The sequence below is a fragment of the Alistipes sp. genome, from assembly GCF_048465635.1.
Classification (GTDB): Bacteria; Bacteroidota; Bacteroidia; order Bacteroidales; family Rikenellaceae; genus Alistipes.
Map to the genome: position 1 here is coordinate 20,598 of NZ_DBFWLF010000024.1, position 14,741 is coordinate 35,338.

The window sequence follows — 14,741 nt, forward strand, 5'->3', positions numbered from 1 at the left end:
AAACCAAGAGACCATGACCACCAAACAGCGTTACGAAGGCGTCATCGCCTGGTTCTCGGAGCACATGCCCGCTGCCGAGAGCGAACTGCATTACAAGGACCCCTACCAGCTGCTGGTGGCGGTCATCCTCTCGGCCCAGTGCACTGACAAGCGGGTCAACATGACCACCCCGGCCCTGTTCGAGGCGTTTCCGACCCCCTGGGAGATGGCGCGGGCCACGGCGGAGGAGATCTACCCCTACATCAAAAGCATCTCCTACCCAAACAACAAGGCGCGCAACCTGGCGGGTATGGCCCGCATGTTGTGCGAGGAGTTCGGCGGGGAGGTTCCCACCGATCTGGAGCAGATGCAGCGCCTGCCCGGCGTGGGGCGCAAGACGGCCAACGTGCTGGGGGCCGTCCTCTGGCAGCGGGAGGTGATGCCCGTCGATACGCACGTCTTCCGCGTCTCGAACCGCATCGGCCTGACGACCGATTCGAAGACCCCGCTGCAGACCGAACTGACCCTCGAAAAGAACATCCCCTCCCGCCTGCTTCCGCTGGCCCACCACTGGCTGATCCTGCACGGACGCTACGTCTGCGTGGCCCGGGCTCCGAAGTGCGATGCGTGCGGCATCGCCCCGTGGTGTCGCAAGTACGCTGCCGACCGCAAGGCGGCCGGGAAAGCTGAAAAGGCCGGAAAAACCGGGGAGGCCGGAAAGGCCGTGCCCCGCCGGAGCCGCGGTCCGAAACCCGCGGCCGAGTAACGAAACTCAGAACCGATGGAAAATAGATTGATGCGCCGGATCGTTCCGGCTCTGCTGCTGGCGATGCTTTGGATGGCTCCCGCGTGCAGCGACAAGAACGACGATACGCCGACCTCCGGTCCCGACGAAGCGGTCGAGAAGTGGATGGCCGACTACATGACCTCGCACTACCTCTGGAACGAGGCCATGGAGCGCGTGACGCCCGATTACAGCCTCGGCTACGAAGCGTTCCTGGCCCGGCTGCTCCGGGACATCGCCGCGCAGAACGACATCAACCACGACGACGGCCATTGGGAGAACGGTGTCCGGAAGTATTTCTACTCCAACGTCGAGCGCCGTTCGCTCTCCGAGGCGAAGCTTTCGCGCGGCACGCACCAGATGACCGTCGGCACGGGCGTCTCCTACCTCTTTTACGGGTCGGTCAACAACGACGGCAAAGCGCCCTACTACCTACAGGTGCGCGCCGTGTCGCCCCACGCTCCCGCAGGCCGCGCGGGCCTGGTGCGCGGCGACTATATCCTCCGAATCAACGGAGCCCCGATCGCCGAATGGGACAAGGCGGCCGATCTGCTCCGCGATTCTAAGTCGACTCTTACGGTCTCCGTGGCCAAGTCGCTGCGCGGAGCGACTGTCGATTTGCGCTTCGCTGCGGCTTCCTACGCCGACGATCCCGTCTGGGCGAGCAAGGTGCTTACGGCTTCCGACGGCACGCAGGTGGGTTATGTCTGTTACGATGCGTTCAACTATTACTACGACGAGGCACTGATCGCCGCCTTTGCCGATCTGCGCTCCCGGCAGGTGAAGGAACTGATCCTCGACCTGCGCTACAACGGCGGCGGACACGTCGTTTCGAGCGCCGTCCTGGCTACGCTCGTCGGGGGCAACGCGCTTCAGGGCGGGGTATTCGCCCGCACGTCGTATAACGCCAGTCGTACCGCGGCGGGCGAGCGGATCGACCGCTACTGCATCGGTACGGCCGATTACGGCAACGGCTCCTATGCCCCCATCGCCGCGGCGCTCTCCTCGGCGCTGGGACTGAACAGGGTCTATATCCTCTGCACGGGGAGTACGGCGTCGGCCAGCGAACTGGTCATCAACGGTCTGCGCGGTCTCGATGTCGAGGTGCGGCTGATCGGAACCAAGACCAACGGTAAGAACGTCGGTATGGAGCCTCGCACCCGGACCTTCGACGGCTACGAATACGAGTTCAGCCCCATCACGTTCTACTCGGCCAATGCACGGGGATTCCGCGACTACGGCGACGGTTTTGCGCCGCAGGTGGCGGTCGACGAGGCGAGCGTGCCGACGTACGACTGGGGCGACGAGCGGGATGCGTTCCTCGCTGCGGCCCTCGCCTGGATCGGGCAGGGCGTGAAGCCCGACGGTCGCTCCGCCGCGCAGACACGCGCTGTCGGGGAAATGCACCCGGTTCCCGCGCCTGCGCGGCCGCTCGACGGCATGATCCGGCTGCCGGAGTATGAATAGCGTTATGGAATTGGACGGGTTTCGGTCGTTTTGCCTTTAAATCCGCTCCGGCAGCGGAGGTCCGAGAGGATAGTCGCCCGGATGGTCTTCGGTCGTACCCATGTAAATACGCTTTCCATCGCCGAATCTCGCGGCGTGCCGTCGCGTCTGCAAATCTGACCCCACCCCCGACCCCTCCCTCTGGGAGGGGCGAAGAACCTCAGGTATGAATTTCTACCTGCTTAGTTTGCGGCTTTAGCCGCGCGGCTAAAGCGCTTCGTTTTGTTTTCGACCTTTAGGTCGGCGGGCCGCAGCCTTGGGCTGGCGGAGGCCCGCTTGGTCGCGTTCCTCCGCAGGCTGCGTCCGAAAACAAAGCTACTCTTACAATAATCTTTTACTGCGGCGCAGCGCGCCGCACCAGTTCGCGTACTTCTGGAAACGGCGGGAATTGCGGTTGTCCGACGCTGAGCGCCCGGAACGGGTGTTCGAAAAGCGTAGTCTTTCGTGCCCGTTCAGCGAGGAGGAGGACAACCGCCCGCCGTTTTCTGCGTGCGCGGTTCTTTCGCCCTTTCTTCTAAAGAAAGGGTAGGTTGTTCTTTCGAAGCTGTTGCGGGCAGCAGGATTGTTAATCCGCTCCGACCGTAAAAACCTCGCCGCCTCCGGCGTCGTTTACAAATCTGACCCCACCCCGGCCCTCCCTCAGGGAGGGAGATGGCGTACAATCTGGATGGTAATAACTGTTTTGCGGCTATCAAGCCGCGCGGGCCGCAGCCTCCGGGTGCGGAGGCCCGCTGATGCAGTCCTCCGCAGGCTTCGGCATCTGCTTTGTGTCTGTTTTGCGGCTCTCGAAACCCGCGGAACCTCGCTGAATCGCGTTCCTCCGCAGGCTGTATCCGAACCTTTCCTCCCGACGCGCCCCCTCCGCAGGCCGCTGCCCTTAAAACCCGCCCGGCTTACTCCCGGAAAAGAATCATCGCCGACGAGGCCGCCAGCGGGATCTTTCCGCCCGACAGGTGCTCGCTTCCCGCGGCATCCACCCGCCCGTCGCGGCTGGCCACGCGCCAGTCGGCTTCGGGCGCTTCGAACTCAGCTTCGGCGCGGTTGCCGTTGTAGGCCACCAGTATCTCCCGCCACGCATCGCCGTTGGCGTACTCGCCGAGCGTGAAGGCGATCACGCCTGAATCGCCCGTGTCGAGGAAGTGCAGCGCCTGCTGCACCCCTTCGCGCGTCGGGATGCGGAACGCCGGGTGGGCGCGCCGCAGGGCGATCAGGTCCTTGATGTAGTCGAACACCGCGCGGTTGCGCGCTTTGAGCGACCAGTCGATGCGGTTGACCGCGTCGGGCGACCGGAAGCTGTTCGACACCCCCTGTTTGTCCTGCATCAGCTCCTCGCCGCCGCGGATAAAGGGCACGCCCTGTGACGTGAGCAGGATGGCATGGACCAGCTTGTGCATCGGGGTGATCTCCTCCTCGGCGCGGTCGCCATCGACCGAGAGGCGGAGCTTGTCCACCACGGTATAGCCGTCGTGGCTGGCCACGAAATTCACGGCCTGCGACGGTGCGGCGGCGTAGGGCAGCGAGGAGTAGAGCAGCCCGTTATAATCAATCTGCGGGTGCTCCGTGGCTCCGACCACGCCGAACTTCACCGCTTCGACATGTCCCTCGATATTGCCCGAGGCGTAACCCGCGGCGTGCTCGTCGAACGTGCTGCCGCGCACTCCGTCGCGGAAATCGTCGCAGAAGACGGCGATCCCCTCCATCTGTCCCACGTTGTCCCGTACGGCCCGCTGCTCGGGCGGCAGCGGTGAATCGGCGGCCAGCCACCCCTCGCCGTAGATGAAGATGGTGGGGTCGATCTGTGACAGTTCGCGGCGCACGCGGTTCATGGTCTCGATGTCGTGAATGCCCATCAGATCGAAGCGGAAACCGTCGATGTGGTACTCGCGGGCCCAGTATTTGACCGATTCGACGATGTAGCGCCGCACCATCTCCCGCTCGGAGGCCGTTTCGTTGCCGCAGCCCGAGGCGTCGGAGTAGGAGCCGTCGGGGTTGTGGCGGTAGAAGTAACCGGGTGCGGTGAGCGTGAAGGCCGAGCCCTCGACCGTGGCCGTGTGGTTGTACACCACGTCCAGCACCACGCGCATGCCGTTTCGGTGCAGGCTGCGGACCATCTGCTTGAACTCGCGGATGCGCACCGCCGGATCGCCCGGATCGGTCGAGTAGCTCCCCTCGGGCACGTTGTAGTTCTTCGGGTCGTACCCCCAGTTGTAGGTGTTGTCCCCGAGGCGCGTTTCGTCGACGGTCGAGTAGTCGAACGAGGGCAGAATGTGAATGTGCGTCACACCCAGCTCCCGGAGGTGGTCCAGTCCGGTGGCCTGTCCCTCCGGCGAGCGGGTTCCCGGCTCGGTCAGGGCCAGGAACTTGCCCTTGTGTTCAACGCCCGAATCGGGGGCGATGCTGAAATCGCGGTGGTGAAGCTCGTAGAGCACCGCGTCGGAGTACATTTTCTGCTCGGGGCGCGGATCGTCGTCCCAACCCTCCGGGTCGGTCTTGCGCAGGTCGATCACCGCGGCCCGGTCGCCGTTGACGCCCACCGCACGGGCCCAGATGCCGGGCGTCTCGGCGAGCCACTCCTCCCCGGTCCGGATCCGGAAGGTGTAGAACTTGCCTTTCAGGTCGCGCGGCACTTCGACGCGCCACGTCCCCTGGTCGGAGGCCTGCATCTCGATCCGCTCCTCCGCCTCGCCGCCCTCGCCCGCGGCGTAAAGGCTCAGCTGCGCCTGCTCGGCGGTCGGGGCCCAAAGCGTGAAGACGGAGTGCTCGGGCGCGTAGCGCAGTTCCAGATCGTCGCCCTCATAGACGGGGTATCGGTCGTATTCCATGGCTTTCTTAATTTTGTGGTTGCGGCGTGGGGTTTTCGCCGTCCGTTTGCGGTCGGGAGGTCTGTCCGTCCGGCTGACTCTGATTTGCCTGATCTTCCTGAACGATAACGGTCCGCGTCGGGAAGGCGAAGTCGAGCCCCTCCTTATTGAATGCCGCGAGGATCGCCAGGTTCATGTCCGACATGACCTGAAGGATGTTCCCCTGTTTGGTGATGTAGTAATAGAAGGTGACGTTGAGCGACGACTCCCCGTAGTCGGAGAAGAAGGCCGTGATGTCCGACGCGTTGGACGAGACGTTTTCCACCTGCGCGGGGAGCGAACGGAGGATTTCCAGCGCCCGGTTCATCTTGTCGGCCCCCGTGTCGTAGGTCAGCCCCACCTTGACCATCGCGCGGCGCATCGGCTCGGAGGAGATGTTGACGATCTGCGCGTCGGTGATCTTGTAGTTGGGGACGCTCGTGATGCGGCGGTCGTAACCCAGGATGCGCGTGCTGCGCATGCCCACGTCGACCACCGTGCCCTCCAGCCCGTTGACGTTGATCGTGTCGCCGATGCCGAAAGGCTTGTCGGTGAAGATGGTGATCGCGCCGAAGACGTTCTTTACGGTATCCTGCGCCGCCAGCGCGAAGGCGATGCCGCCGATGCCCAGCGTTCCCCACAGCGCGTTGATGTCGACCCCGGCGTTGCTCAGGCCCGTCACCAGACCGATGATCCACACCAGTACGAGGATCGTGCGCCGCACCACGGGCAGCATCTTCTGCACGTGGGAGCTGGACTTGCGCCCCCAGTAGTGGTCGAGCAGCGCGCTCGACAGCCGCGCCAGGATCCAGGTGATGTCGAGCACGATCAGGATGCGATAGGCATTGTCGACGTACTTCACCAGCGAGTCGGGATAGACCAGCCTATGGATGGCGATCCAGATCGCCAGCAGCATCACCGCGAACTTCACAGGCGGCTCCAGCGAGTAGTAGACGATGTCGTCCACGTGGTTGGCCGTGCGGGTGACCAGCGGTTTAAGGACCTTGCGGCCCAGCAGCGTCAGGAGTTTGACGAGGACAATGCCCGCAAGCACGATCAGGATGGAGACGATCCATGTCTGGAGGCTGTTGCCCATAACTTCGTATTCAAACATAGCTTTTCGTATTGACTTTCGTCAGGGCGCATCTGCAATTTTCTTTCCGGAGTGGCCGCCGCGCGCAAAAAATCACACGGCGAGGCGGATCGGCCGGGTAGTGCGGACAAAAAATGCGGACGAAGAACCCGTCCGCATCGTTTTTGCCGCTTTAAGCTCGCTACCAAGTGTTCCGGTGGATTCTCTCCGCCACCCGAATCTCTTTCTGCTTGCAGACATGCGCGTTGTCGGCAGGATAACCGATGGCGAGCAGGCAGGCGAACTCGTATCCTTCGGGTGCATGGACCGTCCGCTTCACGTGTTCCGGCTCGCTGCCGATCGGGATGCGGAACGCACACGCCAACCCCTCGGCCGTCGCTGCCAGCAGGATATTCTCGACCGCCGCCCAGGCGGAGGCGAAATAGTTCAGGGAACTCTGGTCTTGGGGCCGGCACAGCGGGTAATCCTTCTGCCGGAAAAACGGCAGCACGAGGCAGTTGCTCTCGATGAGCATCCGCTGCTGTTTGGGCAGCGCATCGACGAACATGGCGTATTCGTCCTCGTCCATGACGCCTGCGGCAGCTTCGAGTCCGCTCTGCTGGATGTTCCGGGCGTTCTCCGCCACGGGCGATACGATGCGGGCGATGTTCTCCCGGCCTCTTACCACGACGAACTCCAGCTGGCGCAGATGGTCATTGGTCGGGGCCTTGAATGCGGCCGACACGATCTTTTCCAACACTTCGTCCGAGACTTCCCGATCGGAAAAGTCGCGGATGGTTTTTCTTCGCTCCAATACTTCATAAAATTCCATAACCGTACGTTTTTAAGGGATACTTCCTGTTTCCGGTTACAAAGTTACGCCGCGTGGTTGTTCAATATTTGTGTTATTATCTCTTTTATTTGTCTTATATTTGCATACGAAACCTTGTTTTATGGAAGACACCGCCATTCCCTACGAACTGCCCGAAACGCAGAATCACTCTTTTTTCTTCATCGCCCAGCGCATCGAACCCCGGATCGAGGCCAAGCTGCACCGGCACGATGCGTGGGAGCTGTACCACGTGGTCTACGGCTGCGGCAGCCGCACGGCGGGCGACACCGTGCAGCCCTTCGCGGCAGGCGACGTGGCGCTGATACCGCCCGCGATGCTTCACCGCTGGGAGTATGCACCCGATTCGGCGGATGCCGCCGGATGCGTCCGATACCGGATGGCGGCTTTCAGCCCCACGTTCGTGGAGCGGTGCATGGAGGTGTTTCCCGAGGTGCGGAACCGGCTGGCCGGGATCTCCTTTCCGGCCGATGCGCTGAAGTTCGGCCCGGAAAGTTCACGGATCATCCGCCGGACCTTGTCCGAAATGAACGGCATGGACGAGTTGGGGCGCCTGAGTGCGATGCTCCGCCTGCTGCCCGTCATTTTCACGGCGTCGGATCATACGTTTGCCGGTCGGCCGATGCGCATCGAGCGGGACGTGCGGCGCATGCAGCATATTTCGGCCTACGTAATGGCCCACTACGTCCATGCCATCCCCCTGGACGACATAGCCGCGGAAGTAGGCATGAACCGTTCGGCGTTCTGCTCCTATTTCAAGCGGTGCAAGGGGATGACCTTTTCGCAGTTCGTCACGCAATATCGGCTGAACACCGCCTGCGAACTGCTGCGACACTCGCAGAAGCAGGTCTCGGAGATCGCCTACCTGGTCGGATTCAACGATTTGCCCCATTTCGTGCGGGTCTTCACGAAGACCGTAGGGTTGTCGCCGACCCGCTACCGGAAACAATTCCGGTAGCGTCCGACCGGTTTCAAGCGATCGGTCTCCGAACGGGCGGACGAAAAGCGCTCCGGCAGGCGATGCCTCAAAATTCGAATCCGAACGCGACGACGATGCTCCGATGCCTCAATTTTTCTGCGAATTGGGCTTTTAAATAGCGATTCTCCTAGGTTTTCAATCGCTCCAGATTTTGCGATTCATAACCTACATCCACGAAGATGCCGTGTCGCTGGCCGACTGCATACCGAACACCGAAGCAGGGGTTGAGATAGAACCCTCCGTTGGCATGACGGGCGGGAGCGAAAGCATATCCGGTACGACATGCCACGAAGGGCGTGAATTTCCGCGGGCGGGTTATCGAGAATTTTACGGCGGCAAAAACCGGAATCAATGTTTTTTCATAGAAGGACAATCCCGTCCCGGCCCCGACCGAAAGCCGCTCGACTATTCGATACTGTCCGGACACCCTCCAGAGTATGGGGGTTGAGGCCGGAGTGGACAAATCGAAACCCGTTCCGACGGTCGTCCGAAAGGAAAACCTTTGCGCATGAACCCCTATACACAGCACGGAGGCGATGAAAGTCAGCAGCAATCTTCTCATTGTATATGCACCGTTATACGTTCGACAATGTGCAAGGCTGTCGTCAGCTCCGAAACGTCGCTGCAAAGATCCCCCGAGTTTCCGTCCGGCGAACTGTGTCCGATCAGTTCGGCCTCGAACTCATTTTGTCCGCTCGAAAGATCGACGACAGCGGCATAGACTACCGCAGGCTGTCCGCTTCCCTCCCTGCCGCCGGAATAGTTCGGATCCTCTTCGCTTGCTGACTTGGGATAATACGCATTCCAATCGGTCGAATGATTGATTTCTATTTTCACGACGAATTTCCGGAGCGGTTCCGCAGGCGTGATCTTTACATCGAAACCGCTGCGCGGTGTGGCCCCCGAAATCCCGTCGGTCAACGGTTCGCTTTCGGTTGGCAGGTAGAGGCCGTCGGGATACCGCACTCCGCGCGAATGACACCAGTGCGGTAAAGCCTCCTTTCGGCGATTACCCCCGGCCATCTGCCATGACTGCGTGGCGATTTTGTGCGACACATAGACTGTCGACAGATAGTTTTTCTCCGTGTCCTCTATCCATATGGCGATCTGAGGCGGATTCTTCTTGCTGATTCCCAGAAATACGGGAAAGTCGTGCAGCCACTCTTTGCCCGTTTCGATACGGACGCGAATATCTCCGGTATCGTACTCGATCAAATCCTTTTCGCAGGCGCACAGTCCGGCGAAGGTCAGGAACAGCGTCATTAAATTCATGGCTCTTTTCATTTTTCTGCTTGCAAATAATATGTTACTTATCGGGAACATACATGGTAAAAAATTTTGTAATCCAGCGGTTAGTAATAAGGATACGTCCACGATCCGTCAGGGCAGCAGTTTATCGATGATCGAATCTATTCCGTGTATGATCCGCTCCCAGCCCGAATCGTCGTCGATAGCGATTCCGTTGTATACGGGGCAGAAATCGCTCAGCATGATCAAATAGGTAACCGACGCCGAAAGCATGGCGGACACGGTTTCGATTTCGGCCTGCGGTAATCCGCTTATCCGACAAACCGTACGAATCACTTCCATTCCCGCTCTTTCCCGCTGTTCCCGGATTTTCGCAATCGTTTCATTGTTGCTGGAGAGTTCCCACCGATAAAGCCGCCGAAGCGTCACATCTGAACGCAAACGATTGATCTGATGACGGAACAGGGTTTTTAAAAATCGAGGCAGCTGGTCCCGCTCCGGAATGTCGGACGGTAAATTGATCCAGAAATCGTACTGCCGAATGTAAGCGGCCAGCAAGCCCTCGACCGAACCGAAATACCGGTATATCAAAATCTTCGATACACCCGACTGCGCGGCGATTGCATTGATTCCGATTCGCTCGAATCCCCTTTCGGCAATCATGCTGCCCACTGTTTCCAACAGACGTTTCTCGGTCGCCTCTCGGTCTCGTTCCGCGTTCTTCATTTCATTTGTATGTTACCAATCGGGAACAAATGTAGGGCATTTTGACGAAACCACCAAATATTCAATGTAAAATCTCTCTTTTTTATCCAACCGCGCGACTTCGAGGGGCGGTTGTTCCCCGTTCGGGCAAGTTTTAACTCCGGTTTGAGTTGGCTTTCGGCGGTTTCGCTTGGCTTTGTTCCTGCGGTTCATTTCCCGTCAAACCCCCTGTTTACATCCTTCTTGCGCCCGTCCGCGCTTATTTTCGTTTTTTTCCTTATATTTGCGTACGGATAAACCCCGGCCCGGACAGGCTGCGCCCCGGCAAACCGGCTGTTCGCTCGGTTCTGCACCCGGCTTGCGTACGCGCCGTCCGGGAAAACTTACGCCCGGAGGGGCTGTGGCGACCTGTCATTGGGCGCCGCAGTCAGCCGGACCAAACCGAAGTTTCTATGGATCTGTTCTCCGAAAAGATCGACCGTCTGAAAGAGCTGCTCGCAGCCCCCGAACAGCGGATCGTAATCGTCACCCATACCAACCCCGACGGCGACGCCGTGGGTTCGTCGCTCGCCTGGGCCGAAGCGCTGCGAACGATGGGCCACCGCGTCACGTGCGTCGTGCCGAACAAGTATCCCTACTTCCTCGACTGGATGCAGGGCATCGAAGAGGTGATCGTCTTCCGCACCGAGACGGAGGGACGCGCCGCTGCGGCCATCGCCGAGGCGGACACGATCTTCTGTCTGGACTTCAACGCCGTCTCGCGGCTCGAAATCCTCAGCGATACGATCGCCGCCAACACCACGGCGCGCCGCGTGCTGATCGACCACCACCTCTCGCCCGACGAGGGGTTCGACCCGGCGTTCTCCTACCCCCACTGCTCGAGCACGTGCTACGTGGTCTACGCCATCATCGAGGCGATGTTCGGCGTGGAGGCCATTTCGCGGCAGATGGCCGAAGCGCTCTACGTGGGAATGATGACCGATACGGGTAATTTCGCCTTCTCGTACCTCACGCCCGAGCTGTTCCGCGCCGTGGCGGTGCTCGTCGAGCGCGGCATCCGCATCCCCGACATCCACAACAGCGTCTATAACGCCTACACCGAAGGGCGCGCACGGTTGTTCGGCTACGCCATCAACCGCAAGATGGAGATCATCGAGAACGGCACGGTGGCCTACATGTCGCTCATGGAGCATGAGATGCGCCGCTTCCAGTTCCAGCAGGGCGACAGCGAGGGGTTCGTCAACTACGCGCTGACAATCAAGAAGATGAAAATGTCGGCCATGTTCCTGGCCCACCGAAAGTTCATCCGCGTGTCGCTGCGCTCGCGCGGCGACGTGGACGTGAACCTCTTCGCCCGCAAGTACTTCAACGGCGGCGGCCACAAGAACGCCGCGGGCGGCAAGTCGTTCGTCACGATGCAGCAGACCATCGACCACTACATCCGCTCGGTGCGCGAATTTGCCGAAGAGGGATACCTCGGATAGCCTCCACCCCTCCCTCTCTCCCGCATGGACGATTTCCGGCTCAAAGTCTTCGCCACGGCCGCCCGGACGCTCAGCTTCACCCGGACCGCCGAACGACTCTTTATCTCCCAGCCCGCCGTAAGCAAGCATATCGGCGAGCTGGAATCCCGTTACAAGGTGCGCCTTTTCGAGCGGCGCGGCAGCCGGCTGGAGCTGACCGACGCGGGCCGCACGCTGCTCGACGGGGCCGACAGGCTGCTCGACGGCTACCGCCGCCTGCAATACGACATGAGCCTCTGCACCGGCCAGACCGAGGGCGAACTGCGTCTCGGGGCCAGTTCGACCATCGCGCAGTACCTGCTGCCGCCGATACTGGCCCGCTTCACGGCCCGCTTTCCGGGGGTCCGCGTTTCGGTCGTCTCGGGCAACAGCGGACAGGTCGAACAGGCGCTCGAAGAGCATGCCGTGGACCTGGGCCTGGTCGAAAGCGTCAGCCGCCGGCAGGGGCTTCGCTACGAGACGTTCCGTCCCGACGAACTGGTGCTGGTGGCCCGCACCGGGGGCCGCTATGCGCGTACGGAGGCGGTCTCACTGCAGGAGCTTTGTTCGATTCCGCTCGTGCTGCGCGAAAGCGGTTCGGGGACCCTGGAGGTGATCGCCGCGGCGCTGGCGCAGGCGGGCGTCCGCCTGCAGATGCTCGACGTGGCGATGCGGCTGGGGACGACCGAGGGGATCAAGTCGTTCGTGAGAAACAGCGACGCGATGGCGATCGTGTCGGTCATCTCCGTGGTGGACGAACTGCGCAGCGGTACGCTCCGCATCGTCGACATCGAGGGGCTTTCGCTGCGGCGCGAATTCGCCTTCGTCTACAACGGGGCGGAACCCGGACAGCTGGCCCGCCGCTTCATCGGCTTTGCCCGGGCCGATTTGTAATCGGGGTTGGCTGCTATAACTTTCGGTTATTAAGGATAACGATTTTTTGGGGCGAAATTCCGATTAAAAGGGCGACCTTTGTCCCCGTTGCAAAGAAAAGGTTATCCTCTTACGCATTAAAAATCGAATTATGTTGGAAAAAGGCACGCGGGCCAACACCCTGCACGGAGTACTGTTGATCGCCCTCTTCTCGTTCGCGGCATTCTATATCGCCGAGGTTCCCGTCGTCAGGCGGCTCTCGTTCAGTCCGCTGATCGTGGGCATCGTGCTGGGCATGCTCTATGCCAACAGCCTGCGCAACAAGCTGCCCGAGACGTGGGTCCCGGGCATCAAGCTCTGCACCAAGCAGGTGCTCCGCTGGGGCATCATCCTCTACGGGTTCCGCCTGACGCTGGCCGAGGTGGCTGCCGTGGGCATTCCGGCCGTGGCGGTCGACGTGATCGTGGTCGCTGTGACCATTTTGGGCGGCGTTTTGCTGGGCCGGCTGCTGCGCATCGACCGCGATACGGCGTTGATGACCTCGACGGGCAGCGCCATCTGCGGTGCGGCGGCCGTGCTGGGTGCGGAACCGGTGGTGAAGTGCGAAGGGTATAAGACCGCCATCGCCGTCTCGACGGTCGTGATCTTCGGGACGCTCTCGATGTTCCTCTATCCGCTGATGTACCGCACGGGGATGCTTTCGGGGCTGACGGATACGGGCGTAGCCATCTACACGGGCAGCACGCTGCACGAGGTGGCACACGTGGCCGGGGCGGGCAATGCAATGGACCCCACCGATGCGCTGGGGATCGCCGGAACGGCCACCATCACCAAGATGATCCGCGTCATGCTGCTGGCTCCCGTGCTGGTCATCATGGGCTTCGTGCTCTCCGGACGCCGCAGGCGGTCGGGCGAGGCGACGGCCAAGGGCAAAGGCAAGATCACCGTGCCGTGGTTCGCCTTCGGGTTCATCGCCGTCATCGGCCTCAATTCGCTGCTGCAGTACCTCTTCGGGGTGGAGACTGTCCGCGAAATTCCGTTGAACGGAACCATCGAATACGTCGATACGTTCATGCTGACGATGGCCATGACGGCGCTGGGAACCGAAACCAACCTCGCCAAATTCAAGCAGGCCGGGGCGAAACCGTTCGTTTTGGCCGGGCTGCTCTACGTCTGGCTCGTGGTGGGCGGCTACTTCGTCACCAAATACCTGGTCGGCATCCTCTAAGGTTTGGGCAGCCGGGGCAGCGTCGGTTTTTCGTGCCCCGAATAGCGCAGTACGACCTCTCGTACGAAGTCCGCGAAACGGCGGGCTTCGTCGTAGGTGATGGCGTCGGGATAGCTCATCAGCACCAGCCGGTGAGCCAGATACGGTTCGTGGAACGAGGGGTGGATGTAGAGATAGGGATTCTCCGCGAAGCCCAGCCGCTCGTAGAAGTGAAGCCTCCGGATCGAGATTTCGTCCTCGGGCGGATCGATCTCCAGAATGACGCGGCCGCCGGCCTGACAGAACGCCCGCAAGGCCCGCGACCCGAGGTTCTGCCCCCGCATCCGGGGAGAGAGGGCCAGGTGTTCGACGTAGCGGAACGTGTCGGAATGCCAATGAAACAGCAGCCCGGCGAGCCGCTCCCCGAGCCAGATGCCGTCCGCTTCGAAATGGGGGTCGGAGAAGGCACGGGCATAGTCCTCTTCGTGCCACTGCTCGTTCTGGGGGAACGAGGTGCGGTAGATTGCCCACGCTTCGGCCCAGCCCTTGTCCGAGCACGAGCGGAAGGGTATGAATCGCAGTTCTTCTTCTCTCATCGCATGTAGGTTTTGTGCAAAGACAGCGCAGGCACAAGCCTGGTTCGCTCGTACGCAGTCTGTCTGTGCCAATCCGTATTCGGGACAAAGGTAGTGCAAATTCCGCACAAAACCCGCTGCTGATAGCGAGCGTGACCGCTGAAAGGTCGGGAGGGATTTGTCAAAGATTCCTTCGTGCCTTTCTGTTGCAATCGGCGTTCGGCCTGCCGGACCTTGTGAAAAGGGACGCGGCCTGCGGAGGAACGCGCTTGAGCGGGCCTCCGCGCTCGGAGCCTGCGGCCCGCCTACCTAAAGGTCGAAAACAGGACGAAGCGAATTTGGCCGTACGGCTAAAGCCGCATATACCAAGTTGATAGAAATTCATACCTGAGGCTCTTCGCCCCTCCCTGAGGGAGGGGTCGGGGGTGGGGTCAGAATTGCAGACGGGGCGGCATGCCGCGAGGTTCAGCCGTCGAAAGCGTATTTACGTTGGTGGAATCCCTGACCGGGCGGTGCGATTATCCTCCCGGGCCTCCGCGCCGGGAGCCTGCGGCCCTCCGGTTTGACAGCCGCAAAACAAATGACCGCCCCTCGTTCGTCAGGAACGAGCCCGACAACGAG

Annotated in this window: 13 protein-coding genes; 6 read left to right on the plus strand and 7 right to left on the minus strand. The window is 61.1% G+C overall.

Annotation, left to right across the window (positions count from 1 at the left end):
• Positions 1-13 precede the first annotated feature (13 nt).
• Together nth and ACMO9O_RS08655 are read left to right on the plus strand one after the other, a co-directional pair.
• On the plus strand, positions 14-745 hold the full coding sequence (nth, locus tag ACMO9O_RS08650; RefSeq protein ID WP_418983465.1) for an endonuclease III: 732 nt from the start codon (positions 14-16) through the stop codon (positions 743-745).
• 15 nt (positions 746-760) lie between these two features.
• A complete protein-coding gene (locus ACMO9O_RS08655) occupies positions 761-2,230 on the plus strand; it encodes a S41 family peptidase (protein WP_418983466.1) in 1,470 nt (489 codons plus the stop codon).
• 932 nt (positions 2,231-3,162) lie between these two features.
• On the opposite strand, the gene pulA is transcribed toward ACMO9O_RS08655, so the two are convergent.
• From pulA to ACMO9O_RS08670, 3 genes are all read right to left on the minus strand, one after another.
• Positions 3,163-5,091 carry a type I pullulanase gene (pulA, locus tag ACMO9O_RS08660; protein ID WP_418983467.1) on the minus strand — a complete coding sequence of 643 codons (1,929 nt, stop codon included), beginning with the start codon at positions 5,089-5,091 and terminating at the stop codon, positions 3,163-3,165.
• 7 nt (positions 5,092-5,098) lie between these two features.
• Entirely contained in the window at positions 5,099-6,223 is a 1,125-nt protein-coding gene (locus ACMO9O_RS08665) for a mechanosensitive ion channel family protein (RefSeq protein ID WP_418983468.1), read from the minus strand.
• Between the two features lie 160 nt (positions 6,224-6,383).
• Positions 6,384-7,013 carry a nitroreductase family protein gene (locus ACMO9O_RS08670; protein WP_418983469.1) on the minus strand — a complete coding sequence of 210 codons (630 nt, stop codon included), beginning with the start codon at positions 7,011-7,013 and terminating at the stop codon, positions 6,384-6,386.
• Between the two features lie 121 nt (positions 7,014-7,134).
• Between ACMO9O_RS08670 and ACMO9O_RS08675 the strand changes: the two genes are divergently transcribed.
• Positions 7,135-7,989: an AraC family transcriptional regulator gene (locus ACMO9O_RS08675; protein ID WP_418983470.1), complete on the plus strand. Its 855-nt coding sequence runs from the start codon at positions 7,135-7,137 to the stop codon at positions 7,987-7,989.
• Positions 7,990-8,137: 148 nt separating this feature from the next.
• Here ACMO9O_RS08675 and ACMO9O_RS08680 read toward each other — a convergent pair whose 3' ends face one another.
• From ACMO9O_RS08680 to ACMO9O_RS08690, 3 genes are all read right to left on the minus strand, one after another.
• Positions 8,138-8,572, minus strand: a complete 435-nt coding sequence (locus ACMO9O_RS08680; protein WP_418983471.1) for a hypothetical protein — start codon at positions 8,570-8,572, stop codon at positions 8,138-8,140.
• Positions 8,569-9,282 (minus strand): hypothetical protein, encoded by a 714-nt coding sequence (locus ACMO9O_RS08685; protein ID WP_418983472.1) that lies wholly within the window; start codon positions 9,280-9,282, stop codon positions 8,569-8,571. The genes ACMO9O_RS08680 and ACMO9O_RS08685 overlap by 4 nt, the downstream gene beginning before the upstream one ends.
• Before the next feature lie 108 nt (positions 9,283-9,390).
• Positions 9,391-9,984 carry a TetR/AcrR family transcriptional regulator gene (locus ACMO9O_RS08690; protein WP_418983473.1) on the minus strand — a complete coding sequence of 198 codons (594 nt, stop codon included), beginning with the start codon at positions 9,982-9,984 and terminating at the stop codon, positions 9,391-9,393.
• 431 nt (positions 9,985-10,415) lie between these two features.
• Here ACMO9O_RS08690 and ACMO9O_RS08695 point away from each other — a divergent pair, with 431 nt between their 5' ends.
• From ACMO9O_RS08695 to ACMO9O_RS08705, 3 genes are all read left to right on the plus strand, one after another.
• The gene (locus ACMO9O_RS08695; protein ID WP_418983474.1) at positions 10,416-11,447 is read left to right on the plus strand and encodes a DHH family phosphoesterase; all 1,032 of its coding nucleotides are present in this window, start codon (positions 10,416-10,418) and stop codon (positions 11,445-11,447) included.
• A gap of 24 nt (positions 11,448-11,471) precedes the next feature.
• Positions 11,472-12,359 carry a LysR substrate-binding domain-containing protein gene (locus ACMO9O_RS08700; RefSeq protein WP_418983475.1) on the plus strand — a complete coding sequence of 296 codons (888 nt, stop codon included), beginning with the start codon at positions 11,472-11,474 and terminating at the stop codon, positions 12,357-12,359.
• Between the two features lie 130 nt (positions 12,360-12,489).
• Positions 12,490-13,566, plus strand: coding sequence for a YeiH family protein (locus ACMO9O_RS08705; RefSeq protein ID WP_418983476.1), 1,077 nt, complete (start codon positions 12,490-12,492; stop codon positions 13,564-13,566).
• On the opposite strand, the gene ACMO9O_RS08710 is transcribed toward ACMO9O_RS08705, so the two are convergent.
• The gene (locus tag ACMO9O_RS08710; protein ID WP_418983477.1) at positions 13,563-14,141 is read right to left on the minus strand and encodes a GNAT family N-acetyltransferase; all 579 of its coding nucleotides are present in this window, start codon (positions 14,139-14,141) and stop codon (positions 13,563-13,565) included. The genes ACMO9O_RS08705 and ACMO9O_RS08710 overlap by 4 nt on opposite strands.
• Positions 14,142-14,741 lie beyond the last annotated feature (600 nt).